Here is a 20842-nt window from a genome sequence, read left to right as displayed (position 1 = left end):
CAGGGCTTTATGAAACGAGCTTTAAGGAAACGGTTGTATGAAGAGTGCGCGCGGCCATGCGCGTGAAAGCACTATGGCCGCCGTAAAGCAGACCAATCAGCCTTTGGCTGCAGCCTCGTAAGCAGCAACAGACTGCATGATTGCATCACGAGCTGCCTGTGCGTCAGACCAGCCCTCAACCTTGACCCACTTGCCTTTTTCCAGCTTCTTGTAGTTCTCGAAGAAGTGGGCAATGCGATCTTTAGTCAGTTGTGGCAGATCATCAATGTCATGAATGTCGTTATAGGCCTGAGTCAGCTTCTGGTGAGGAACAGCAACCAGCTTGGCATCTTCGCCAGCTTCATCAGTCATGTTCAGAATGCCGACAGGACGGCAGCGGATCACGGAACCAACCACTACAGGATAGGGGGTGATGACCAGTACATCCAGAGCATCGCCATCATCAGCCAGCGTGTGGTTGATGTAGCCGTAGTTGGCAGGATAGAACATGGGCGCTGCCATGAAGCGGTCAACAAAAACGGCATCGCTGTCCTTGTCGATCTCATATTTAACCGGTGAGCTTTCGGCTGGGATTTCGATCACAACATAGATGTCGTTCGGCAACTCTTTGCCGGAAGGTACGTTTGCAAAGCTCATGTTTGAGTTCCTGTTCAAGTTAAAAGTCGGTATATAAGAATCATGTCTGGCAGGATTATAAGGCCTGTCCTGCCTGACCAGAATAAGACTTAACGCTGAATCACTTCTTCTCGTGATACTTGATCAGCGTCTCAACCTCTTCGCGAGAGCCCAGTGCGATGGAGACGCGCTGATGGATATGATCCGGCTCCACCTCCATGATGCGGCTGTAGCAGGTGCTCGACAGACCACCGGCCTGCTCGATCAGCATGCTCATCGGATTGCCTTCATACATCAGACGCAGTTTGCCAGGCTTTGCAGGTTCGCGGGCATCCCAGGGATAGGTGAAGAGGCCGCCACGTGTCAGAATTCGGTGCACTTCAGCAACCATCGATGCGATCCAGCGCATATTGTAGTTTTTTTCACGCGGGCCCTCGTTGCCAGCTATCAGGTCATCAATATACTGACGCATCGGTTCTTCCCAGAAACGATAGTTGGACATGTTAATCGCAAATTCGCCTGTGCTCACAGGGATGGTCACGTCCTCATGGGTCAGCAGGAAGTCTCCGGTATGTGCCAGGGTGAACATGTTCACGCCATCGCCAGTAGTCAGAGCCAGTACGGCAGAGGGGCCATACAGCACATAGCCGGCAGCGACCTGGTTGCAGCCATTCTGCAGGAACAGTTCGACGCTGTTCTCCTCTGCGCCGCGCGGAGCTTCGAGAATCGAGAAGATGGTGCCAACCGACACGTTGATATCGATGTTGGATGAACCATCCAGCGGATCGAAGGTGACCAGAAAGCGCCCTTCTTTATGCTCACTGAAAACGGGGTCATCCTCTTCCTCTGAAGCGATGCCGCGAACCAGTGGATTGAGTAGCAGTACTTTTTTCAGCACCTCATTGGCAATAACGTCCAGCTTTTTCTGTGTCTCGCCCTGAATATTGGTGTTGTCAGTGACGCCGAGCACGCCGGAAAGTTCGCCTTCGCGCAGCTGCAGGGCGATCTCCTTGCACGCGATCATCAGCGTATCGATCAGTTCAACAAGTTCAGGGTCGGTCTGGTGATGTTTCAGAAAGCTGTTCAGCAGTTGCATGGGTCTGCGTTTTCCCGGGGAGTTGGTTGATATCTTGGGCTATGTATTACTGTCTTGGCGGTTGAGGTCCAATCAGGCGGTATTTTACGTGACCGAGAGCAAAATTGCATGAAAAGTGGTGTAAAAAACCGCCTGGAAAGAGCAAAGCTGATATTATTCTGCGATTAAACGGTCCGGTTGAGGTTTGGTAACCGGCCTGAGGTAAATTGATCGGGGACAGTGTAGTGCATATTCATATTCTGGGCATTTGCGGGACCTTTATGGGGTCGCTGGCGATTCTGGCAAGGCAGCTGGGGCATCGGGTCACAGGGTCAGACAGCAATGTCTACCCGCCGATGAGCACGCAACTGGAACAACAGGGGATCAGTCTGATCGAGGGGTATGATCCGGATCAACTGCAGCCTGCTCCTGATTGTGTGATTGTCGGTAATGCGATGTCTCGTGGTAATCCCTGCGTTGAATATATGCTGGATCATGGCTTGCCCTATATGTCGGGTCCGCAGTGGCTGCATGATCATCTGTTGAAGGATCGTTGGGTGCTGGCGGTGTCTGGCACGCATGGCAAAACGACCACGGCGACGATGCTGGCGAGCATTCTGGACGATGCGGGGATGGCCCCCGGGTTTCTGATCGGAGGAGTACCTCAGGGGTTTGATGCTTCTGCCCGGATTGGTGACACCCCCTTTTTCGTGATTGAGGCGGATGAGTACGACACCGCTTTTTTCGATAAGCGCTCCAAGTTTGTTCACTATGCGCCCAGAACAGTGATCATGAATAATCTTGAGTATGATCATGCGGATATCTTTCCTGATCTGGCAGCGATTCAACGCCAGTTTCACCATCTGTTGAGGATTGTTCCAGCCTCTGGTCAGGTGATCTATCCTGCGTCTGATGTCGCGCTGCAGCAGGTGATCGGGTTGGGTTGCTGGAGTGAACAGGTCACAACTGGTGTAGAGAGCGAGGCCGAGTGGTCTGTCAGGCTGCTCAGTGCCGATGGCAGCCGGTTCGATGTATTGCACAAGGGTGACGTTCAGGGGCAGGTGAACTGGGGACTGACCGGGCGGCACAATGTCAGCAATGCACTGAATGCGCTGGTGGCGGCACGGCATGTCGGGGTGCAGCCCCAGGTGGCGATACAGGCATTGAGTCGCTTTGCCGGTGTTAAACGACGCATGGAGCTGATTGGCGAGGTGGCGGGTGTGCGCGTGTATGACGACTTCGCCCACCACCCGACGGCAATTGCCACCACGCTGGCGGGTATTCGTGCGCAGATCGGCAATGAGCGTTTACTCGCGGTGATAGAACCACGCTCCAACACCATGCGCCTTGGTGCGCACCGGGATAAGCTGATGCCGGTGACGAAGGATGCGGATCAGGTGTTATGGTATCAGCCGCAGGGGATTGATTGGTCGCTCGATTCTTTGTTGTCGGATAGCCCGGTACCGGCAGGTGTTTATGCCTCGACAACGCAGATCATTGAGCAGTTGCGCCAGGATGCCACTCCGGGATCGCATATCGTGATCATGTCCAACGGTAGTTTCGGTGGACTTCATCAGCAGTTACTGCAGGCGATGACTCAGTGGCAGCAGGCAGAGCAGGGGGTGACATCATGAGCGAGCCATTTGATCGTCGGATCACTCTGGCACTGACGGGCGCATCCGGTGCGCAATATGGTTTGCGCCTGATGGAGTGTCTGCTGCAACTGAACTGCCAGGTGTTGCTGATGGTGTCCAAAGCCGCTCAGGTGGTTATTGCCACGGAAACAGATCTGGCGCTGCCGGGTACGCCAGAGAAACAGACCGAGTTCCTGACCCAGCACTTTGCGGCCAGGCCGGATCAGATCCGTGTCTTTGGTCGTGAGCAGTGGATGGCGCCGGTGGCCTCAGGCTCCGGCGCGCCTTCGTCCATGGTGATCTGCCCCTGCAGCACCGGTACCCTGTCGGCGGTGGCAACGGGTGCCAGTAATAATCTGATCGAACGTGCGGCGGATGTGGCATTGAAAGAGCGTCGCCAGCTGATCATGGTGCCACGTGAAGCGCCCTATTCAGAGCTGCATCTTGAAAATATGCTGAAACTCACGCGCATGGGTGTTGTCATTATCCCCGCCAGCCCGGGTTTCTATCATCGTCCGCAGAGTATCGAGGATATGATCGACTTCATTGTTGCCCGGATTTTGTCACAGCTGGGCTTTGAGCAGACACTGCTGCCTCGCTGGGGAGAGAAGCTGCTTTAGGATATTTTTAGACCGCAGGTGTGCATTCAACGAAATCAGCGGATAGAATGCGCGCTGCCTGTTCAATCTCGGAAATAAGTCATGACCCGTATTCTAGCGCTTGATACCTCCACTGATGCCTGCTCGGTTGCACTGCTGGTGGATGGTGAGGTGCAAGAGGATTTTCGTATAGCGCCTCGTCGGCACACCCATCTTCTGTTGCCGATGGTTGAGGCGATCATGTCAGACGCAGGCCTGGGCTTTGGTCAGTTGGATGCGATCGCTTTTGGTCGTGGTCCGGGTTCTTTTGCTGGTATCCGTATCGCGACCGGTGCAGCACAGGGGCTGGCGCTGGCGGTTGATATTCCGCTTATTCCGGTTTCCACCCTGCAGGCGATGGCGGTGGATGCCGCCAGCCGTGCTGCTGACTGCTCTTCTACAGAGAGTCGCTCTACAGAGAGAATGTTCGTTGCCGCCCTGGATGCGCGCATGAATGAAATTTACTGGAGTGCTGTGCAGGTCGATGACGATTGTGCAGTCACCGAGCGCCTGCCGGAGCAGGTGTCCAGCCCTCAGGCACTGATATTACCAGCGGATATGACAAGCTGGGTGGCGATCGGCAGTGGCTGGCGCTATCTGGATCAGATGACGTCAGATATCAGGGATCAGGTGAACAATCCCGATCTGGATCTCTATCCGCGGGCGGGCGCAATGCTGAAACTGGCTGAGCGTGCTTTTGCCAACGGACAGTTGATTCAGGCAGACGATGCCACACCGGTTTATCTACGCGACGAAGTTGCCTGGAAGAAAAAGGATCAGCAGTGAGTATAAGCGAGTGGGTGCAGGCGGTTGTACTGGCCCTGATTCAGGGGCTGTCTGAATTTCTGCCCATATCCAGCTCTGCGCATCTGATTCTGCCCGCACAGTTGCTGGACTGGGAGGATCAGGGGCTATCGTTCGATGTCGGGGTTCATCTGGGTACACTGTGCGCGGTGGTGATCTATTTCCGCTCCGATCTGAGATCAATGTTTGGTGCCTGGTGTCGCTCATTTCAGGGTGAACGCAGTGCTGAGGCGATGCTGAGCTGGTTGGTGATACTCGGTACGTTACCGGCTGTAATCGCTGGTGCGTTGTTTATTGGACTGATTGAAACCTATGGCCGCTCCATTCTGGTGATTGCTGCCACTACGCTGGTATTCGGTGCACTGATGGGCGTTGCTGATATCTATCGTCGCGAAGAGCGCACCCTGGGGTCACTGAATCTCAAAGATGCGATCTGGATCGGCATGGCGCAGGCGGTATCATTGATACCGGGAACGTCACGCTCCGGTGCCACAATCACGGCAGCGCTGATGCTGGGCTTTGATCGCCAGTCGGCCGCACGTTTCTCGTTTCTGCTCTCGATCCCGGTCACGCTGGGTGCGTGTATCATGATGGCTGCCAAGGTGGCGACAGGTGGCACAATACTTCCCTGGGAGATGTTGCTGGTAGGGGCTGTGATTGCGGGTATCAGTGCCTGGACCTGTATTCATCTGTTTCTCAAGTGGATTGCTCAGATCGGCATGATGCCTTTTGTTATCTATCGCCTGCTGCTGGGTGCCTTGTTACTGTTTATATTTTTCTCCATGCCGGGTTGAACCATGAGCAACGACTCCTCCCTGGAATCCTCTGAATCCACTTTGCCTGAATCCATGATGCTTAAGCAGGTGGCTCTGTGGTGCGCAGATGAGGCGCTCATGCCTCAGGCACAGATGCTGGCTACGGAGCTGGAGCTGGTGTTGCTGAGTGAGGCAGATCCGGATGATGACAAGGCGTGGAGCACGCTGTTGATTCTGTCACAGCAGGGGCTCGCGCTGCAGCAGACAGGGCGTAAGCGGCCTGGACCGGTGATGGCTGATTTCGTATCCGGAGCAGTCGCGCATCGGCGCATGTTCGGTGGTGGCAAGGGTCAGTTGATAGCCAAAGCCTGCGGCCTTAAATCCGGTATCTTGCCCAGTATTGCAGATGTCACGGCAGGTCTTGGGCGGGATGGCTTTGTACTGGCAACGCTTGGTTGCCGGGTGAGTCTGGTGGAGCGCTCAGGTGTGGTGCATGCATTGCTGCGTGACGCACTGGCGCGCGCTTGTTCTGCCGAGGAGCTGTTGCCTATTCTGTCACGCATCGATCTGCATCATGCCGATGGCAGGCAGTGGCTGGCAGATTGTGCCGATGAGCAGCGGCCGGATGTCGTTTATGTCGATCCGATGTTTCCGCATACAGATAAGTCTGCACAGGTGAAAAAGGAGATGCTGCTGTTTCGCGATATCATCGGTGCGGATGATGACGCCACTGAGCTGCTGGCGGCAGCACTGGAAACGGCGCGCTGTCGTGTTGTAGTCAAACGGCCGAGAAAGGCACCTGTGATCAAGGGGAGGGCACCCTCGCACCAGATGCCGGGCAAGTCCTGTCGCTATGATATCTATGCGCTGCGCAAAATGGATGCAGGAAACTGATCGGGCACCTGGCTTCAGGCATACAGTTTCAGGCTTCCAGCTTCATGCACTCGGTTTGCTCAGGCAGAATCAGGGTGCGTTCAGGCTTTGCTGAATCAATCGCGTCAGAGATTGCGGCAAGATCTTCTCACCCAGCCTCATAATCGGTGTCAGGCTGCGCGCTGGCCACAGGCAATCTCGCTCACCCTCCAGTAAACGGCTGCTCAGCAACTGCTCCACCAGCCCCTCCATCAATCTGCGCTCGGCATACTCAGGTGCATCATAGCCATATTTACGATGAACTCTGGTTGCCAGATCGCGGGTGACATCAATCAGCGTATCGATACTGATTCGGGGTTGCTGCTCCAGCACGCAGACTATCATGAACTGGCGCAACAGCAGTGGCTCAACCAGTCGGATCAGATGCTGTGCCAGGGGGCGGTTCTGCTCAATCAGCAGTTGCTCCTGCTTCTGCAGCAAGCCTTGTTCGATCAGTATCTGGCGTGTCTGCGTAATCTGCTGACTCAGTATCCTGTCATTGCTGCCAATCGTCAGCTCTGCACCGAGGAAGGGGTGAATACCCTTGATCAGGCGTGTGATGGTGCTGCTGCCAGGTTGTGGCAGGCGGCGCGACAGCAATAGCATGAGACCCGGCAGCATCAACAGATGCAGCAGGTTATTGCGGAAAAAAATCAGCTCGGCGGCCTGTTCCGGTGTACACCAGACCTGATCGCCTTCAATTGAGATCTGTTGCCGCTTGCGGGCTGCATCTATCCAGTGTGACACCGGCTCGCTGAGGGTTATGGAGCCAGCGGCTTCTGGTGGCAACACAAATATCAGTTGCGTGCAGCGCTTTTCCAATACCTGGCGCGAGAGCATGAGATCGGGACTGCTCAGCAGAATAGAGGCGAGCAGACTCATCTGGGTGGGTTTGGCAGCGGCATTGATATGCTCCAGTACTTTTTGTCCCAGCTGCAGAATGCTCTCTTTCTGCAGCTGTGCATCCGTCTGTTCCAGTTTTATCGGCTCACCAAAGCTGAGCGTAACCTCACCATGCTGCTGCAGCAGGATCCGGGCCGCGCTCAAGGTGTCCAGCAGGCTTTCCTGGCTTTTGCCGGCTCCCGACAGTTCGTGCTGGTAGGTTCTGCTTTCAGCGACCCTGTCATAGCCGATCCAGATGGGGATCAGTGCAACAGGGCGTGAAGGGTCCTGATGCCAGGCTTCGGTAGTCATGCCGAGTAGACCGGTCTTGGGCGTCAGCAGGCGCCCGCTGCGGCTGCGTCCCGCTTCAATGAAGTACTCCAGGCTATGGCCACGGTGCTGCATCAGCGTCATGTAACGCCGGAACAACGTTTGATAGAGCTTGTCGCCTTTGAACTGACGGCGCATGAAGATGGCTCCACCACGCTTGAGCAATGGGCCTATCACCGGGATATTGAGATTGTTACCCGAAACCACATGCGGCACCATCAGACCATGCCGATAGAGTGCCCAGGAGATCAGGATATAGTCCATATGGCTGCGATGGCAGGGCAGATAGACCAGTGTATGGGTGAGCGCTAACTGCTGTACCTGATCCAGCCCGTTAAGGTGTACCTTCTGATACAACCTGTTCATCATGAAGGTGATCATGCGGTTCAGAATTCGGGCGGTGATGGGGCTGAAATCGGCCACGATCTCTTCCAGATTATGGTGCACCTCACGCTCGAGCACGAGTGCCGAGCGCTTACTCTTTTTTGATTCCTCTTCCAGCGCCTCCTGCACGTCGGTTGACTTGACTATCTGTGAGATCAGCGTGCGTCGATGTGACAGGTCGGGTCCGATAATGGCCATACGGCCACGGTGAAAATGGTTGCGCAGTACCCAGATGGCGCGGCGGGCAATTTCCTGATCACTCAGATCAGGCTTGTACAGGTCAGTCAGCAGGAGCGGTGGATCAGCTCGCAGCAGTGTCTCACGACCATTGAACAGAATCTGCAGCGCGCGGTTGATACGACCGCTGCCATCCCATGACTCGGCAAACAGAGTCTTGAAAAAACCCTTCTCCTGACTCGGCAGGTGGCCATGGAAAAGCATCACTGGCTGCAGGGCAATGACTTTATCCGGATGATTGCGCTGGTGGGCTACAAGCGTTTCTACCTGTCTCTGGATGTTCTCCTGATTCGCGCTGTCCAGGCTGATGATCCGGTCAGGATCACAGTCAAGCTTGCGCTCTCTGAGCCCGATGCGAAGCAAGGTGCGGTGGCTTCGGTAGGGTCGCTCCATGACATAGACGGTATCCTGTGTGTCCTGCACCAGGTTGCCGCTGAAGTGGACACGGGTCAGTAAGCGCAGAATAAGTGCGTAGGGGCCCATAGGATTCCTTATACGAAGCCTGATCAATAATGAGGTGGGGGTTGATGTTCACTATCGTTGTCTATCTCGCCGTTGTCGAGCTGTTTCAGTTGCTGGCTCAGATGCTGCACCATCAGCCAGAGCTTCTCCAGCTCGCGCTCTTGTCGTGCCACGACATCGCTGATCTTGTCGATGGCATCCTCTTGAAAGGCGATGCGAGTTTCCAGTTCTTCGATGGTTTTTTCTGTTGTCATGGTAGCTGCCCCGTTTGTGTCTGCCAGAAAGCATAGTCAAGCCAGTACTCATGCTGCAAGGCTGAGCTGGTTTGTCAGTCGATGAGAAACAGTCTTTTTACTGAATAAAATAGCCATCATCGGCTAACGCATTGAAAAAATGTGTCAATTAAGATATACCTGCATAGCCGTTGTTTCTGCACAGAAGCCACGGCCTCATAGTATATAAAAATTAAGTGTATAAAAGTGAAAGAGAAGAGATAGATGAGTGGTAATCAGTTTGTTAAAAGTGTCATTTTCAGTGTTATTGCCTCTGTATTGATCGTGTTTGTTGTAAATAGTCTCAACCTTGATATGTCGATACTGGCTGCTGTCGTGTTTGCGATTGTGCTGGCTGCTTCTGTGCTGGCCTCTCTTGGTGGCGCGCCTGTACCGGCTTCTGGCCGTCAGTTAGCTGCTGCCGATGACGACTCGGGTGTGGAAGAGTATGACGGTGAAGATGATGACCGCGAAACCGGTACGGTGAAGTGGTTCAATGTATCCAAAGGGTTTGGCTTTATTACCCGTGAAAACGGGGATGATGTGTTTGTTCACTTCCGTAATATTCGTGGTCGGGGTCATCGTTCACTGAACGAAGGTCAGCGCGTTCGCTTCTTTGTCCGCGAAAGCGATAAGGGCCTTCAGGCTGAAGATGTGTCTATCTTCAGGGTCTGATGCCTGTCAGCGGGGGAGTACTCCCCCGCTTTATCCCCTTCTGTTATCCTCTATCCTCACCTACTGATAAGCAATGGATTCAGATCCTCGCAGGTGGACGACAGGTCGGATTTTTACCTGCTGCCCGAGCGCGATTATAGGTATCCATGGCACCCGGCATTGACTGTTGCAATGTTCTGATGCGCGTTTCATGGCCAGGGTGGGTCGATAGAAACTCAACACTCTGACCACCGCCGCTTCGGCTCATGTTCTGCCACAGGGTGATACTTTGTTGAGGATCGAAACCGGCTCTCGCCATCAGGTCAAGTCCGATAAGGTCTGCTTCGAGTTCATGTTGGCGAGAGAAGGGCAGCATGACGCCAACCTGAGCGCCAAGACCCAGTGCAGCCATCAGGGCAGGGCTGGGCTCTTCACCACTGGCAACGACAGCACCGATTAAGGCAAGTCCTGCCTGAGTGGCAAATGCAGTCGAGACCCGCTCATTACCATGGCGCGCCTGTACATGGCCGATTTCATGCCCTATGACTGCTGCGAGTTGGTCCGGGGTTTCGGCAACCTTCAGCAGGCCAGTATGGACACCGATTTTTTTCCCAGGCAGCGCAAAGGCGTTGACGCCTTCGGCATCAAACACGACAACCTCCCAGCCCTCAGGAGTCCCGCTGACTGCCAGCAGAGCATCTGAAACGCATTGAACGTACTGATTGACTGCGCGGTTGGTGTTGATCTTTTCCTCTTCCTTGATCTGGTCAAAGCTGGCGCTGCCCATCTGAGCCAGTTCGCCCTCACTGAACAGGGTCAGTTGCGTACGCCCCGTAGGCGAGGTGGCACAGGCACTCAGCAGCAGGCAGCTGAGCAGAATGAAAAGCATTTTATACAGACGCTGCTCCAGTTGATGAGTAAAGAATGATTTTTTCATAGATTTCCCTGATCTGTGTCTAAGTATCTGTCTGGCAAGTTAATTGTTCACTATGATAGCATCCCATGATTAATAGAGACTAAACATGCGCGTCAGTTCAGTGCAATTCGAACCCCAGGCTGGGTTCCGGTTGTGATTAAAGTAGAAGTTAAAGTTGTTATCTGAGATCGTTATCGTCGGGTAGGTCGGACAGAACAGCGAACAGGGCAAGGATTAACGTGATATATCTCAAGGCCTTCAGTCATGCCTTTCTGCATGCACTCAAGAACCTGCTGCCGATTATTGTGGTGGTGGTGTTCTTTCAGCTGGTGATACTGCAGCAGGTGCCTGATAACACCCTGAGCATGGCGCTGGGTCTGCTGATCGTTGCCGTGGGTGTTGCGCTTTTTCTGCAGGGGTTGGAGCTGAGTATCTTTCCGGTCGGCAAGAGCCTCTCCAACCAGTTTGCCAAACGTGGTTCTGTTCCCATTCTGCTCAGCTTCGGTTTTGCCATAGGCTTTTCTGCGGTTGTTGCAGAGCCCGCATTGATTGCAGTGGCCCAGCAGGCTGAAGAGATCAGCCAAGGGCGGGTTGACGCCCTGACGTTGCGTCTGCTGGTTGCCATCTCCGTTGGTTTTGTAATTGCTTTGGGTGTATTTCGGACCATTTTCGGTTTTCCTCTGCATTGGTTCATGATCATTGGCTATATGCTGGTGGTACTGGTGACCTTCTTCGCACCCGAGGAGATTGTCGGGCTGGCCTATGACTCCGGTGGTGTTACGACCAATATCGTCACGGTGCCATTGATTGCGGCACTCGGTATCGGTCTGGCGGCGTCTATCCGTGGTCGTAATCCGCTCACCGACGGTTTCGGCCTTGTGGCGCTGGCGGTCATGGTGCCCATGATCACTGTGCAGCTTTACGGTATCATTGTTTTTTCCGGTCCGGCGCCTGATGCCGAGTTGACGCTCTATTCCGGCGACTCAGACGTTGGGCGCCATGTTTTGATCGGGATGCTGCTGGATCTGGCGACAATGCTGCGTGACGTGATCCCGATTATTCTGACCATTCTGTTTTTCCAGTATCTGATCCTCAAGCGTCCACTGAGCAATCCACCAAAGATAATTTTTGGATTCATTCTGGTGATTCTGGGTCTCTATGCTTTTGTCGTGGGCTTGAAAATGGGGCTGTTCCCGATCGGCAGCAGTATGGCTGAGCAGCTGATTTCTCTGGAACGCTATGGGTTCATTTATCTTTTTGCGTTCATGATCGGATTTGCCACGACCATGGCGGAACCGGCATTGATTGCAGTGGGGCAGCAGGCGGAGCAGGCGGCGTCCGGTAAAATCAATGGCACTGCCATCAGAGTGCTGGTTGCGATTGGTGTGGCGGTCGGGATTACCATCGGCGTGCACCGCATCATCAGTGGTGGCTCCATGCACTATTACATCATCAGTGGCTATACTCTGGTGATCATTCTGACAGCTCTTGCACCGCGTTATATTGTTGCGCTGGCGTATGATCTGGGTGGGGTGACCACATCGGAGGTGACGGTGCCACTGGTGACAGCCCTGGGGATCGGTCTCGCCACCCATATTGAAGGTCGTAACGTATTGATCGATGGTTTTGGGCTGATTGCCTTCGCCTCGATCTTCCCGATCGTAACCGTGATGATTTATGCCATTGTCATGCAGTGGTACACAGCCAGTTTAAGTAAGGTGAAGTCATGAAATTTTCCGTTCTTGTCGCCATAGTTCCAGAAGATCTGGAGCAGCCCGCGATAGATGCTGCCCGTGAACTTGATTCAGGTGGTATCACCATACTGTCGGGGCGTGGCATAGGTAATGATACGAAGAAAACCTTTTTCGGTCTGAGCTATGATGGCAGTCAGAGTGTGCTGATCATGGTGCTTGAAAAAGGCCTGTCTTTGCAGGTCCTCAAGGCTATACAGTCGATTGTGATGCCGCAAGAGACCGACTCCAAAGGTCTGGTGTTTACCCTGCCTCTGGAACATCTGGGCGGTATAGATATGTCTCAGGTAGCCAAGTTTGAACAACATATGAAAGAGACGCTGTAAACATCAGCCAGTAACAGGAACAGGAGTTATCCATGTTAGTGAAAGACCTTATGGTAACAGATGTGGTTACCATCTCCCCCTTCGCCAAGCTGCGCGAAGCCTTGAGCATGATGAAGCGACATGGGCTGAAGTCTCTGGTTGTGGAGCGCACCAACCCGCATGATGCCTATGGCCTGATCACCTATACCAATATCCTGAAAACCGTGATCGCGGAAGATGGAGATATTGATCTGCTCAATGTCTATGACATCTGTGCCAAACCGACACTCTCGGTTGGGCAGAGTCTGGCGGTCAAGCATGTCGCGGCGATCATGAGTCAGCACAGGCTGAAGCGTCTTCTGGTGCTTAATGATAATGATCTGGTGGGTTTCATTTCGATGGATGACATCATGGAAGAGTTGCTGAAAAAGATAGAATAACGGGGGCGTTATGGATTTCAAGCTGATCATGGTGTTTGTGGATGAGGATAAGCGCGATGTGGTGCTGGATGCATCCCGTCAGGCAGGAGCAACTGGTTCAACAATCATCACCAATGCACGCGGGCAGGGGTTGCAGAAAGCGATCGGGATTCTGGGGCTTGAAATACTCAATCCGCGTGATGTATTACTGATTCTGGCCGAAAGCCGTCGAGTGGATCAGGTGATGAAAGCGATTGTAAAGGCCGGTGAGCTGGATGAGAGTCTGGGTACCGGGGTAGCGTTGCAGATAGATGTTGAGAAGGCGTTAGGCCTGTCGGAGCATATCAAGGCTCTGGAGGCCAGTTATCCGCCACCTGTGGGTGGGTGATGGAGCTGCTGGCTGAGTTCGGTACAGCAGCTATCGGCTGCCATGAGGCAGGAGGGGCCCGAGAGCTCCAGACTATAGAGCTCCCGGCTTAATGCTTAAGCGTTGAGTTATCGGGTAGTCAGCGTATTATTCTCAATGATCACTTCGACACGACGGTTCTGTTGACGACCCGTTGCCGAGTCGTTGCTGGCGACAGGAGATCCCTGACCCATAGGTACCGTGCGAAGCCGATTACTTGCTACTCCATGTTGAAGAAGAAACGCTTGCACAGACAGGGCGCGGTTCTGTGACAGGCTGAAGTTCGAGCCCTCACTGCCAACATTATCCGTATGTCCCTCTATGACCACGGTGCGGTCTGGATACTGGTTGAGAAATCTGGCGAGTTTGGCAAGGTGGGCATTGGATGCTCCAGTGAGCTCTGATCGGCCTGTGGCAAACAGTACATCCCCAAGGGTGATGACGATACCTCGATCCGTTTCCTGCGCTTTCAGCTCATCCAGTTGGCGCTGTAGCTCGGTGGCTTCCAGCCGCGCCTTACCTGCATCTTCGCGAGCCAGTGATGCATCGAGATTCGCTTGATCGGCTTCTCTGGTCCGAGAGTCCAGGCGTGCAGCCTCACTTTCTCTGATCAATTCGGCACGCTGATCTTCATATAGCCGGGCTTGTCCCAAGGCTGCTGCGATATCAATTTTTTGATCAGCCATCACCAGTCTGTGCGTGATCAGCTCTCTGTTTCTCTCCGGTGTTTCTGCCAGGCGAACAGCTACTTCAGCTTCCTGGAGCGCGGCAGGTGCGCGGCTTGCCAGCTCTTGATTGGCTTGCAACCGGTTCAGTTTTCCACGTACATCAGCTGCGCCATCAGGCGCTTGAGTGGTTGCGCATGCGGTGAGCATGATTGATGCGACTATGCTGGTAGTCATCAATTTGAGGTTGAAGCGCTTAGTGGTCATTGCTGTTGTCCTGTATTACGACGCATTTCGACTTTCAAGGTTTCTGTACTCGCTTTCATCTGCGCATTGACCTCTTCGGCCTTGAGCTCTTCCGCTCTGGCTGTGGCCAACTTGGCGCTGACAAAGGCTTCTTCGGCCATCCGTTTAGCGCGAACCATCTCTTCATGCTTAACAGCCGTGTGCGCTGCCGCGAGCTTTGCCCGTGCTGTGCTCAGCTCAATGGATGAATAGTCTGCTACGCCTGCCTGCTCGGCTGTTGTGATCGCCTGCTGGGCAGCGTGAAGTGACTGAGTGGGGGCTTCAGGTGATGATGCGCAGGCAGAGAGCAATACTGTACCGGCAAGGATTATTGCCAGCTTCGGGACTGACCTGCTGACTTGAAGGGGTAAAAAGTTCAGGGGTAAAGAGGTTTGGTGAGCATGGATCATGATGATATGCCTCGTTGTTTTCTGAGTGATCTCAGTTATCCGTGGACTCGTGGGTCAGCCGGAATCATCACTGGCGATGATACTGAGCAGTCGTCTTACATTAGCCGGGCGTAGTAGCCTTGTCGGTACGGTATCGAACCAAGCAGTTTTTTTAGCTTCAGGGAGACTCGGTGGAAGGGGTATGTGTAGAGTATGTTCGGTAGCGCACATTGGCACATGTCTTTGTGGACTATACTGGTCGGCTTCTGGCTACCGAATGCAAAAAACTCATATATCCAGTTTTGGCCATGATTCTGGGGCTGAATAAAGGCGTTACCACATGAATGATCCAGTATTGCCCACTGACAACCGACTTCTGGCTGCCTTGCCTGAAGAAGTGCAGCAGCGTTTGTTTCCGCATCTCAGGCCGGTATCTCTTGCTCTGGGTGAGGTGTTGTATGAGTCAGGCGATACCTTGCGGAATGTGTACTTCCCTACCAACTGTATAGTCTCTTTGCTTTATGTCATGGAGAACGGTTCATCGGCAGAGATTTCTGTTGTGGGAAACGAAGGCATTGTGGGTGTCTCTCTGTTTCTGGGCGGGTTCAGCACACCCAGTCGTGCTGTCGTGCAGGGTGCCGGCTCAGCATTTGTATTGCGCAGTCAGATCCTGAAAGATGAGTTCAACCTCCATGGTCAGTTGCACAACCTGATGCTGCGCTATACCCAGTCCCTGATTACCCAGATGGCGCAGACTGCGGTCTGTAATCGCCACCATTCCATTGATCAGCAGTTGTGCCGTTGGCTTCTCATGTCGATTGATCGTCTGCCTGACAATCATCTGACCATGACTCAGGAGCTGATCGCCAGCATGCTGGGTGTTCGCCGTGAAGGCGTGACAGAGGCTGCTGGTCGTCTGCAAAAGCTGGGGGTCATCCATTACAAACGAGGCGATATCACAGTGCTGGATCGTCCCAGGCTAGAAGAGCTCTGTTGTGAGTGCTATGAGGTGGTGAGAAGAGAGACTGATCGCCTGCTGCCTTACTTCCACAGCCCGTCGGATGAGTAGACGGCAAGCCCTTTGCCTATGTTAGAATGCCGCCTAGATATGGAACTTAGATATGGGACTATGCTGGGCGGGCTCATATACGTAATACGCTGATTTATTTATGCCCTGTATACAAAGCGACTTTATCCGGCAGCTGTATATGAGGGTGTAATGTCAAAAATACTCATGATCGATAATTACGATAGCTTTACCTATAACCTGGTGCAGTACTTCAGGGAGCTGGGTAAAGAGGTTCTTGTCCATCGTAATGATCAGTTGTCACTTGAGGCCATAGAGGCCCTCTCTCCGGATTATCTGGTCATATCCCCCGGTCCCTGTACGCCGGATCAGGCGGGTATCTCAATTCCCTCCATCACGCATTTTTCGGGTAAGATTCCCATCCTGGGTGTTTGTCTGGGGCATCAGGCTATCGGGCAGGCATTCGGCGCAAAGGTAATCCGTGCCAGGCAGGTGATGCATGGCAAAACGTCTCTGGTGTGGCATCATGGGAAGGGGGTGTTTGCCGGGCTTGAGAATCCGCTTGAAGTGACGCGCTATCATTCGCTGATTATAGATGCGACAACTCTTCCCGAGTGCCTTGAGGTAACCTGCTGGACTCAGACACCCGAGGGCAAGAAGGACGAGATCATGGGTATTCGCCATAAAACGCTTGCGATCGAAGGCGTACAGTTTCACCCTGAGTCGATTCTCACACGGCAGGGGCATGAACTACTGGATAATTTTATCAGGCGCACACTGGCTGTGGCTTGAGATCAGACTGACTGGAGTAAGATCAGATGAACATACAGCAAGCGCTGAACCGTGTGGTACAGCATATAGATCTCAGTCGATCCGAGATGGTCGATGTGATGCGGCAGGTGATGACGGGGCAGTGCTCTGAAGCGCAGATTGCCGGATTCCTTGTCGGGCTGCGCATGAAAAGCGAATCCATAGATGAGATCACCGGCGCTGCACAGGTGATGCGTGAGCTGGCGACACCAGTCAAGGTGAGTGCATCTCACCTGGTTGATATTGTCGGTACTGGTGGGGATGGGGCGAATCTGTTCAATGTATCCACTGCCAGTGCCTTTGTTGCCGCTGCGGCGGGTGCCAATGTGGCTAAACATGGCAACCGTGCGGTGTCATCCAACAGTGGCAGTGCCGACCTGCTGGAGTCGGCCGGTGTCTATCTGGGAGTGGACTCGGATCAGGTTGCGCGTTGCATAGATGAGGTGGGCGTAGGCTTCATGTTCGCTCCGAGTCACCATGGTGCGATGAAGCATGCCATAGGCCCGCGCAAACAGTTGGGCATGCGTACTATTTTCAATATTCTCGGACCGATGACCAACCCTGCAGGCGTGAAAAATCTGGTGATCGGCGTGTTTACCGAACAGTTGTGCCGCCCGATGGCCGAAGTGATGCATCAGCTCGGGGCCGAGCATGTCATGGTGGTGCATGCTGATGATGGTCTGGATGAGATCAGTCTGGCCACGCACACTCATGTCGCTGAGTTGAAAGATGGGTTTATCACCGAATACACGGTCACGCCTGAGGCTCTGGGTATTGAGAGTCAGAGTCTGATCGGGCTTGAGGTCGACAGTGTGGAGGACTCTCTGGCTTTGATTCGCAAGGCGCTGGATGGCAGTGATGAGCGCGCTGCAAGAAAAGCCGCCTCGATCATTGCACTGAATGCCGGAGCAGCAATCTGGCTGTCGGGTGTGGCTGATAGTCATAAGGCGGGTGTTGCCAGGGCGGTCGAGGTGATCGAATCAGGTGCAGCAGCAGCAAAAATGAAACAGCTGGCACAGTTCAGTCAGCAATTTTTACAGGCCGGAAAATGAGCGATACACCGACAATTCTGAAGAAAATCATTGCGCGCAAGCAGCAGGAAGTGGCAGAGCGCTCGGCTCGGGTTTCCGCCCAGGCGCTGAGGCAGCAGATCGAGGCCCAGAAAGGCGGCGATACCGACCCAAGGGGCTTCGTCGATGCGATGGTTCGAAGTATTGAGCAGGGACGTCCCGGTATTATTGCCGAAGCCAAAAAGGCCAGTCCTTCCAAAGGTGTGATCCGCGAAAATTTTGATCCGGCCGCGATCGCTCGCAGCTATGAGCAGGGCGGTGCCAGTTGCCTGTCGGTACTGACCGATGTCGACTTTTTTCAGGGTAGCGATGCCTATCTGCAACAGGCGCGTGCTGCCTGTCATCTGCCGGTGATCCGCAAGGATTTTATTGTTGATCCATATCAGATTCTCGAAGCGCGGGTACTGGGCGCCGACTGTATTCTTCTGATTGTGGCAGCTCTGAATGATGAGCAACTATCATCACTGACGGCGCTGACTCACGAGCTGGGTATGGATGTGTTGATTGAGGTGCATACCGAAGAGGAGTTGATGCGCATTCTGCCGCTCGGTACCCGCCTGATCGGGATCAACAACCGTGATCTGCACAGCTTTGATGTCAGCCTCAGTAATACCTATGATCTGCTGCCGTTGATCCCGGCCGATCGTGTGGTTGTGACTGAAAGTGGCATCGTCACCTCAGATGACGTCAGCGCCATGCGAGCACGTAATGTGCACGGATTTCTGGTTGGCGAAGCCTTCATGCGTGCCGATGAGCCGGGTGAGAAGCTCAGAGAGCTGTTTTCGCTCTGATATTTTTTTCTCGGATGTTTTCACGCTGAATAGGTGTGGTGCTTATCCACTGGAACAGCTCTTATTACTAAAATACGAAGAGAATACTGATGAAAGCGACTATCAAATGGGATGGTGATCTGAGATTTGTCGGCACCAGCGGTACCGGCTTTGATGTCATGATCGATGGTGAGCAGAAGGCGGGTCCCCGCCCGATGGAACTGATGCTGCTGGGGCTGGGTGGTTGCACCAGCTATGATGTGATCTCTATTCTGAAGAAGTCACGCCAGGATGTCGTTGATTGTGTGGCAGAGATCAGTTCAGAGCGTGCCGATACCGTGCCGGCTGTCTTTACCTCTATTCATATCCATTTTGTTGTGACCGGACGCAATCTGAAGGAAGCTCAGGTCAGTCGCGCGGTTCAGTTGTCTGCTGAACAGTACTGCTCGGCATCCTTGATGCTGGAGCGGGGCGGTGTGGTGATCACCCATGACTTTGAAATTTGCGAAGCGGATGCCTGATATGCTGTTCGATGCAAGTGTGAACAGTGTCTGGTGGCAGGGTTCTGCTGGATGTTCGTCGCATTGCGTCTGAAAGAAATGCACAGTAAAGTGCGCGCTTGATTTTCGAACAGGCAGAGGGCTTCGGCAGGCTATGACTCCGTTAGAGCGATATAGAAAGGATCTGGAAAGAGATGATTTCTCCTATGACCCGACCCAGGAAGTGGCGGTCAAGCACTTGCAGCGTCTTTATGATGAGCTGATTGCAACGGATAACTCGCCTGTTCCCAGTCTGATACAGCGGATCAGTGGCAAGTTCAGAAAAGTCCAGACTGAGCCAATCAAGGGGTTGTACTTCTGGGGTGGGGTCGGTCGCGGCAAGACTTATCTGATGGATACCTTCTTCGAGAGTCTGCCGTTTGAGCGCAAGATCCGTACCCATTTTCACCGCTTCATGCAGCGTGTGCATCAGGAGCTGAAGCAGCTCGAAGGGACTAAGAATCCTCTGGTGGAGATAGGGCATAAGTACGCCAAAGAGGCGCGCATCATCTGCTTTGATGAGTTCTTCGTGTCCGATATCACCGACGCCATGATTCTTGGCGGCTTGATGGAGCAGTTGTTCAATAATGGTGTGGTGCTGGTCGCGACATCCAATATTGTGCCTGATGGTCTGTACAAGGATGGTCTGCAACGTGCGCGCTTTCTGCCTGCCATTGCGCTGCTGAATCGACATACCGAGGTGGTGAATGTTGATGGTGGCATAGACTATCGCCTGAGAGTGCTGCAGCAGGCGGAGCTTTATCATTATCCACTGGATGAAAAGGCGGATGTCAGTCTGAACAAAAGTTTCGAAAGTCTGGCGCCTGATCTGAGTGCTGTGGTTGAGCGCAAGGCAGTAGAGGTGAATGGTCGCCAGATACTGTGCAGGCGTGAGTGCGAGGATGTGATCTGGTTTGATTTCAGTGAGCTGTGTGAAGGGCCGCGCTCGCAGAATGACTATATTGAACTCTCCAGGTTGTACCATGAGGTGCTGCTCAGTAATGTACCGCAGCTGGGGCGCAGCAATGATGATGCAGCTCGGCGCTTCATCAATCTGGTCGATGAATTTTACGACAGTGGGGTAAAGTTGATCATTTCTGCAGCAGTTCCGATCCACGAGATCTATACTGAAGGGCGTTTGTCGTTCGAAATCGAGCGTACCAAGAGTCGATTGCTGGAAATGCAGTCGCACGAATATCTGGCGCGTGAGCATAGAGCATAATTTATTCGATTTTATACTCGTTTTTTGTAAAAGAGATGAGTATAATCTGCGCTCCCTGATTTGAGGGGTGTAAACGTTGGCTGCAAGAAGGCAGGCAACAAATAACTATAAGGTAGGCTGTGATCGTCGCTCTGCGCGTGAAGAGGCCTAACGAGTTAAGGTGATTTCAAATGAGCACAACTGTTAGCACCAAGCCAGCCGATGTGAAGCGCGACTGGTACGTGATCAATGCCGAGGGTAAAACTCTTGGTCGTCTGGCGACAGAAGTTGCACGCCGTCTGCGTGGCAAGCACAAGCCAGAATTTACTCCACATGTTGATACCGGCGACTACATCGTTATCGTCAATGCCGAAAAAGTACATGTGACTGGTAACAAGCGTAATGACAAGATGTACTACCGTCATTCCGGCTTCCCTGGTGGTCTTAAAGAAGCCAACTTCAACAAGATGATTCAGACTTTCCCAGAGCGCACAATTGAGCTGGCTGTGAAAGGTATGCTGCCGAAGGGCCCGCTTGGTCGTGCCATGTACTCCAAGCTGAAAGTTTATGCGGGCAATCAGCATCCGCATCAGGCTCAGCAACCTAAAGAACTGAACATCTAAGGGGAAGGCGAA

At 53.4% G+C, this 20842-nt stretch carries 24 protein-coding genes; 17 read left to right on the top strand and 7 right to left on the bottom strand.

Features of this window, described 5'->3' with window-relative positions; all coding sequences use genetic code 11:
• Positions 1-96: 96 nt before the first annotated feature.
• The gene (ppa, locus tag F7R27_RS08905) at positions 97-636 is read right to left on the bottom strand and encodes an inorganic diphosphatase (protein ID WP_151703895.1); all 540 of its coding nucleotides are present in this window, start codon (positions 634-636) and stop codon (positions 97-99) included.
• Positions 637-736: 100 nt separating this feature from the next.
• On the bottom strand, positions 737-1711 hold the full coding sequence (locus F7R27_RS08900; protein WP_151703894.1) for a class 1 fructose-bisphosphatase: 975 nt from the start codon (positions 1709-1711) through the stop codon (positions 737-739).
• A 224-nt stretch (positions 1712-1935) separates the two neighbouring features.
• On the opposite strand from F7R27_RS08900, the gene mpl reads away from it, so the two are divergent.
• The 5 genes from mpl to F7R27_RS08875 all read left to right on the top strand — a co-directional run bounded on the left by mpl (position 1936) and on the right by F7R27_RS08875 (position 6415).
• Positions 1936-3324: a UDP-N-acetylmuramate:L-alanyl-gamma-D-glutamyl-meso-diaminopimelate ligase gene (mpl, locus tag F7R27_RS08895; protein WP_151703893.1), complete on the top strand. Its 1389-nt coding sequence runs from the start codon at positions 1936-1938 to the stop codon at positions 3322-3324.
• Entirely contained in the window at positions 3321-3944 is a 624-nt protein-coding gene (locus F7R27_RS08890; protein WP_151703892.1) for a flavin prenyltransferase UbiX, read from the top strand. The genes mpl and F7R27_RS08890 overlap by 4 nt, the downstream gene beginning before the upstream one ends.
• A gap of 81 nt (positions 3945-4025) precedes the next feature.
• The gene (tsaB, locus tag F7R27_RS08885) at positions 4026-4748 is read left to right on the top strand and encodes a tRNA (adenosine(37)-N6)-threonylcarbamoyltransferase complex dimerization subunit type 1 TsaB (RefSeq protein ID WP_151703891.1); all 723 of its coding nucleotides are present in this window, start codon (positions 4026-4028) and stop codon (positions 4746-4748) included.
• Complete coding sequence (locus tag F7R27_RS08880; protein WP_151703890.1) at positions 4745-5560, top strand: undecaprenyl-diphosphate phosphatase; 816 nt, start codon at positions 4745-4747, stop codon at positions 5558-5560. The genes tsaB and F7R27_RS08880 overlap by 4 nt, the downstream gene beginning before the upstream one ends.
• A gap of 3 nt (positions 5561-5563) precedes the next feature.
• Positions 5564-6415 carry a class I SAM-dependent methyltransferase gene (locus F7R27_RS08875; protein WP_240776310.1) on the top strand — a complete coding sequence of 284 codons (852 nt, stop codon included), beginning with the start codon at positions 5564-5566 and terminating at the stop codon, positions 6413-6415.
• A gap of 69 nt (positions 6416-6484) precedes the next feature.
• Here F7R27_RS08875 and F7R27_RS08870 read toward each other — a convergent pair whose 3' ends face one another.
• Positions 6485-8749, bottom strand: coding sequence for a 1-acyl-sn-glycerol-3-phosphate acyltransferase (locus tag F7R27_RS08870; protein ID WP_151703889.1), 2265 nt, complete (start codon positions 8747-8749; stop codon positions 6485-6487).
• A 23-nt stretch (positions 8750-8772) separates the two neighbouring features.
• Positions 8773-8982, bottom strand: a complete 210-nt coding sequence (locus F7R27_RS08865) for a SlyX family protein (RefSeq protein WP_151703888.1) — start codon at positions 8980-8982, stop codon at positions 8773-8775.
• 243 nt (positions 8983-9225) lie between these two features.
• Here F7R27_RS08865 and F7R27_RS18910 point away from each other — a divergent pair, with 243 nt between their 5' ends.
• The gene (locus tag F7R27_RS18910; RefSeq protein WP_151703887.1) at positions 9226-9675 is read left to right on the top strand and encodes a cold-shock protein; all 450 of its coding nucleotides are present in this window, start codon (positions 9226-9228) and stop codon (positions 9673-9675) included.
• A 79-nt stretch (positions 9676-9754) separates the two neighbouring features.
• Here the strand turns inward: F7R27_RS18910 and F7R27_RS08855 are convergent, their stop codons facing one another.
• Complete coding sequence (locus F7R27_RS08855) at positions 9755-10591, bottom strand: M48 family metallopeptidase (protein ID WP_240776308.1); 837 nt, start codon at positions 10589-10591, stop codon at positions 9755-9757.
• Between the two features lie 218 nt (positions 10592-10809).
• Here F7R27_RS08855 and F7R27_RS18960 point away from each other — a divergent pair, with 218 nt between their 5' ends.
• From F7R27_RS18960 to F7R27_RS08835, 4 genes are read left to right on the top strand one after another with little or no spacing between them, the layout of a single operon-like run.
• Positions 10810-12300, top strand: a complete 1491-nt coding sequence (locus tag F7R27_RS18960; protein WP_151703886.1) for a DUF1538 family protein — start codon at positions 10810-10812, stop codon at positions 12298-12300.
• A complete protein-coding gene (locus F7R27_RS08845; RefSeq protein ID WP_151703885.1) occupies positions 12297-12647 on the top strand; it encodes a transcriptional regulator in 351 nt (116 codons plus the stop codon). The genes F7R27_RS18960 and F7R27_RS08845 overlap by 4 nt, the downstream gene beginning before the upstream one ends.
• A 32-nt stretch (positions 12648-12679) precedes the next feature.
• The gene (locus F7R27_RS08840; RefSeq protein ID WP_151703884.1) at positions 12680-13066 is read left to right on the top strand and encodes a CBS domain-containing protein; all 387 of its coding nucleotides are present in this window, start codon (positions 12680-12682) and stop codon (positions 13064-13066) included.
• A gap of 10 nt (positions 13067-13076) precedes the next feature.
• Positions 13077-13433 carry a P-II family nitrogen regulator gene (locus tag F7R27_RS08835; protein ID WP_151703883.1) on the top strand — a complete coding sequence of 119 codons (357 nt, stop codon included), beginning with the start codon at positions 13077-13079 and terminating at the stop codon, positions 13431-13433.
• Between the two features lie 107 nt (positions 13434-13540).
• Here the strand turns inward: F7R27_RS08835 and F7R27_RS08830 are convergent, their stop codons facing one another.
• Together F7R27_RS08830 and F7R27_RS08825 are read right to left on the bottom strand one after the other, a co-directional pair.
• Positions 13541-14383, bottom strand: coding sequence for an OmpA family protein (locus tag F7R27_RS08830; RefSeq protein WP_151703882.1), 843 nt, complete (start codon positions 14381-14383; stop codon positions 13541-13543).
• On the bottom strand, positions 14380-14811 hold the full coding sequence (locus tag F7R27_RS08825) for a DUF4398 domain-containing protein (RefSeq protein ID WP_151703881.1): 432 nt from the start codon (positions 14809-14811) through the stop codon (positions 14380-14382). Before F7R27_RS08825 ends, F7R27_RS08830 begins: the two co-directional genes overlap by 4 nt.
• A gap of 319 nt (positions 14812-15130) precedes the next feature.
• Here F7R27_RS08825 and F7R27_RS08820 point away from each other — a divergent pair, with 319 nt between their 5' ends.
• The 7 genes from F7R27_RS08820 (at position 15131) to rplM (ending at position 20830) form a co-directional block, all read left to right on the top strand.
• Positions 15131-15859 (top strand): Crp/Fnr family transcriptional regulator, encoded by a 729-nt coding sequence (locus F7R27_RS08820; RefSeq protein ID WP_151703880.1) that lies wholly within the window; start codon positions 15131-15133, stop codon positions 15857-15859.
• Positions 15860-16009: 150 nt separating this feature from the next.
• Positions 16010-16609: an anthranilate synthase component II gene (locus F7R27_RS08815; RefSeq protein ID WP_151703879.1), complete on the top strand. Its 600-nt coding sequence runs from the start codon at positions 16010-16012 to the stop codon at positions 16607-16609.
• A 26-nt stretch (positions 16610-16635) separates the two neighbouring features.
• The gene (gene trpD / locus F7R27_RS08810; protein WP_151703878.1) at positions 16636-17679 is read left to right on the top strand and encodes an anthranilate phosphoribosyltransferase; all 1044 of its coding nucleotides are present in this window, start codon (positions 16636-16638) and stop codon (positions 17677-17679) included.
• The gene (gene trpC / locus F7R27_RS08805) at positions 17676-18488 is read left to right on the top strand and encodes an indole-3-glycerol phosphate synthase TrpC (RefSeq protein WP_151703877.1); all 813 of its coding nucleotides are present in this window, start codon (positions 17676-17678) and stop codon (positions 18486-18488) included. Before trpD ends, trpC begins: the two co-directional genes overlap by 4 nt.
• A gap of 89 nt (positions 18489-18577) precedes the next feature.
• On the top strand, positions 18578-18988 hold the full coding sequence (locus F7R27_RS08800; protein ID WP_151703876.1) for an OsmC family protein: 411 nt from the start codon (positions 18578-18580) through the stop codon (positions 18986-18988).
• Between the two features lie 133 nt (positions 18989-19121).
• Positions 19122-20228 (top strand): cell division protein ZapE, encoded by a 1107-nt coding sequence (zapE, locus tag F7R27_RS08795; RefSeq protein ID WP_151703875.1) that lies wholly within the window; start codon positions 19122-19124, stop codon positions 20226-20228.
• A 170-nt stretch (positions 20229-20398) separates the two neighbouring features.
• Positions 20399-20830 carry a 50S ribosomal protein L13 gene (gene rplM / locus F7R27_RS08790; RefSeq protein ID WP_151703874.1) on the top strand — a complete coding sequence of 144 codons (432 nt, stop codon included), beginning with the start codon at positions 20399-20401 and terminating at the stop codon, positions 20828-20830.
• The last annotated feature ends 12 nt before the right edge of the window (positions 20831-20842 follow it).

This window comes from Nitrincola alkalilacustris (assembly GCF_008973755.1).
GTDB classification, from domain to species: Bacteria; Pseudomonadota; Gammaproteobacteria; order Pseudomonadales; family Balneatricaceae; genus Nitrincola; species Nitrincola alkalilacustris.
This window is presented reverse-complemented; position numbering and strand designations above follow the sequence as displayed.

What these genes read in the sequence shown, in the direction of transcription:
- ppa (WP_151703895.1), bottom strand. Translation starts at nt 636, where the DNA reads ATGAGCTTTGCAAACGTACCTTCCGGCAAAGAGTTGCCGAACGACATC.
- F7R27_RS08900 (WP_151703894.1), bottom strand. Translation starts at nt 1,711, where the DNA reads ATGCAACTGCTGAACAGCTTTCTGAAACATCACCAGACCGACCCTGAA.
- F7R27_RS08890 (WP_151703892.1), top strand. Translation starts at nt 3,321, where the DNA reads ATGAGCGAGCCATTTGATCGTCGGATCACTCTGGCACTGACGGGCGCA.
- tsaB (WP_151703891.1), top strand. Translation starts at nt 4,026, where the DNA reads ATGACCCGTATTCTAGCGCTTGATACCTCCACTGATGCCTGCTCGGTT.
- F7R27_RS08875 (WP_240776310.1), top strand. Translation starts at nt 5,564, where the DNA reads ATGAGCAACGACTCCTCCCTGGAATCCTCTGAATCCACTTTGCCTGAA.
- F7R27_RS08870 (WP_151703889.1), bottom strand. Translation starts at nt 8,749, where the DNA reads ATGGGCCCCTACGCACTTATTCTGCGCTTACTGACCCGTGTCCACTTC.
- F7R27_RS08865 (WP_151703888.1), bottom strand. Translation starts at nt 8,982, where the DNA reads ATGACAACAGAAAAAACCATCGAAGAACTGGAAACTCGCATCGCCTTT.
- F7R27_RS18910 (WP_151703887.1), top strand. Translation starts at nt 9,226, where the DNA reads ATGAGTGGTAATCAGTTTGTTAAAAGTGTCATTTTCAGTGTTATTGCC.
- F7R27_RS08855 (WP_240776308.1), bottom strand. Translation starts at nt 10,591, where the DNA reads ATGAAAAAATCATTCTTTACTCATCAACTGGAGCAGCGTCTGTATAAA.
- F7R27_RS08845 (WP_151703885.1), top strand. Translation starts at nt 12,297, where the DNA reads ATGAAATTTTCCGTTCTTGTCGCCATAGTTCCAGAAGATCTGGAGCAG.
- F7R27_RS08840 (WP_151703884.1), top strand. Translation starts at nt 12,680, where the DNA reads ATGTTAGTGAAAGACCTTATGGTAACAGATGTGGTTACCATCTCCCCC.
- F7R27_RS08835 (WP_151703883.1), top strand. Translation starts at nt 13,077, where the DNA reads ATGGATTTCAAGCTGATCATGGTGTTTGTGGATGAGGATAAGCGCGAT.
- F7R27_RS08830 (WP_151703882.1), bottom strand. Translation starts at nt 14,383, where the DNA reads ATGACCACTAAGCGCTTCAACCTCAAATTGATGACTACCAGCATAGTC.
- F7R27_RS08825 (WP_151703881.1), bottom strand. Translation starts at nt 14,811, where the DNA reads ATGATCCATGCTCACCAAACCTCTTTACCCCTGAACTTTTTACCCCTT.
- F7R27_RS08820 (WP_151703880.1), top strand. Translation starts at nt 15,131, where the DNA reads ATGAATGATCCAGTATTGCCCACTGACAACCGACTTCTGGCTGCCTTG.
- F7R27_RS08815 (WP_151703879.1), top strand. Translation starts at nt 16,010, where the DNA reads ATGTCAAAAATACTCATGATCGATAATTACGATAGCTTTACCTATAAC.
- trpD (WP_151703878.1), top strand. Translation starts at nt 16,636, where the DNA reads ATGAACATACAGCAAGCGCTGAACCGTGTGGTACAGCATATAGATCTC.
- trpC (WP_151703877.1), top strand. Translation starts at nt 17,676, where the DNA reads ATGAGCGATACACCGACAATTCTGAAGAAAATCATTGCGCGCAAGCAG.
- F7R27_RS08800 (WP_151703876.1), top strand. Translation starts at nt 18,578, where the DNA reads ATGAAAGCGACTATCAAATGGGATGGTGATCTGAGATTTGTCGGCACC.
- zapE (WP_151703875.1), top strand. Translation starts at nt 19,122, where the DNA reads ATGACTCCGTTAGAGCGATATAGAAAGGATCTGGAAAGAGATGATTTC.
- rplM (WP_151703874.1), top strand. Translation starts at nt 20,399, where the DNA reads ATGAGCACAACTGTTAGCACCAAGCCAGCCGATGTGAAGCGCGACTGG.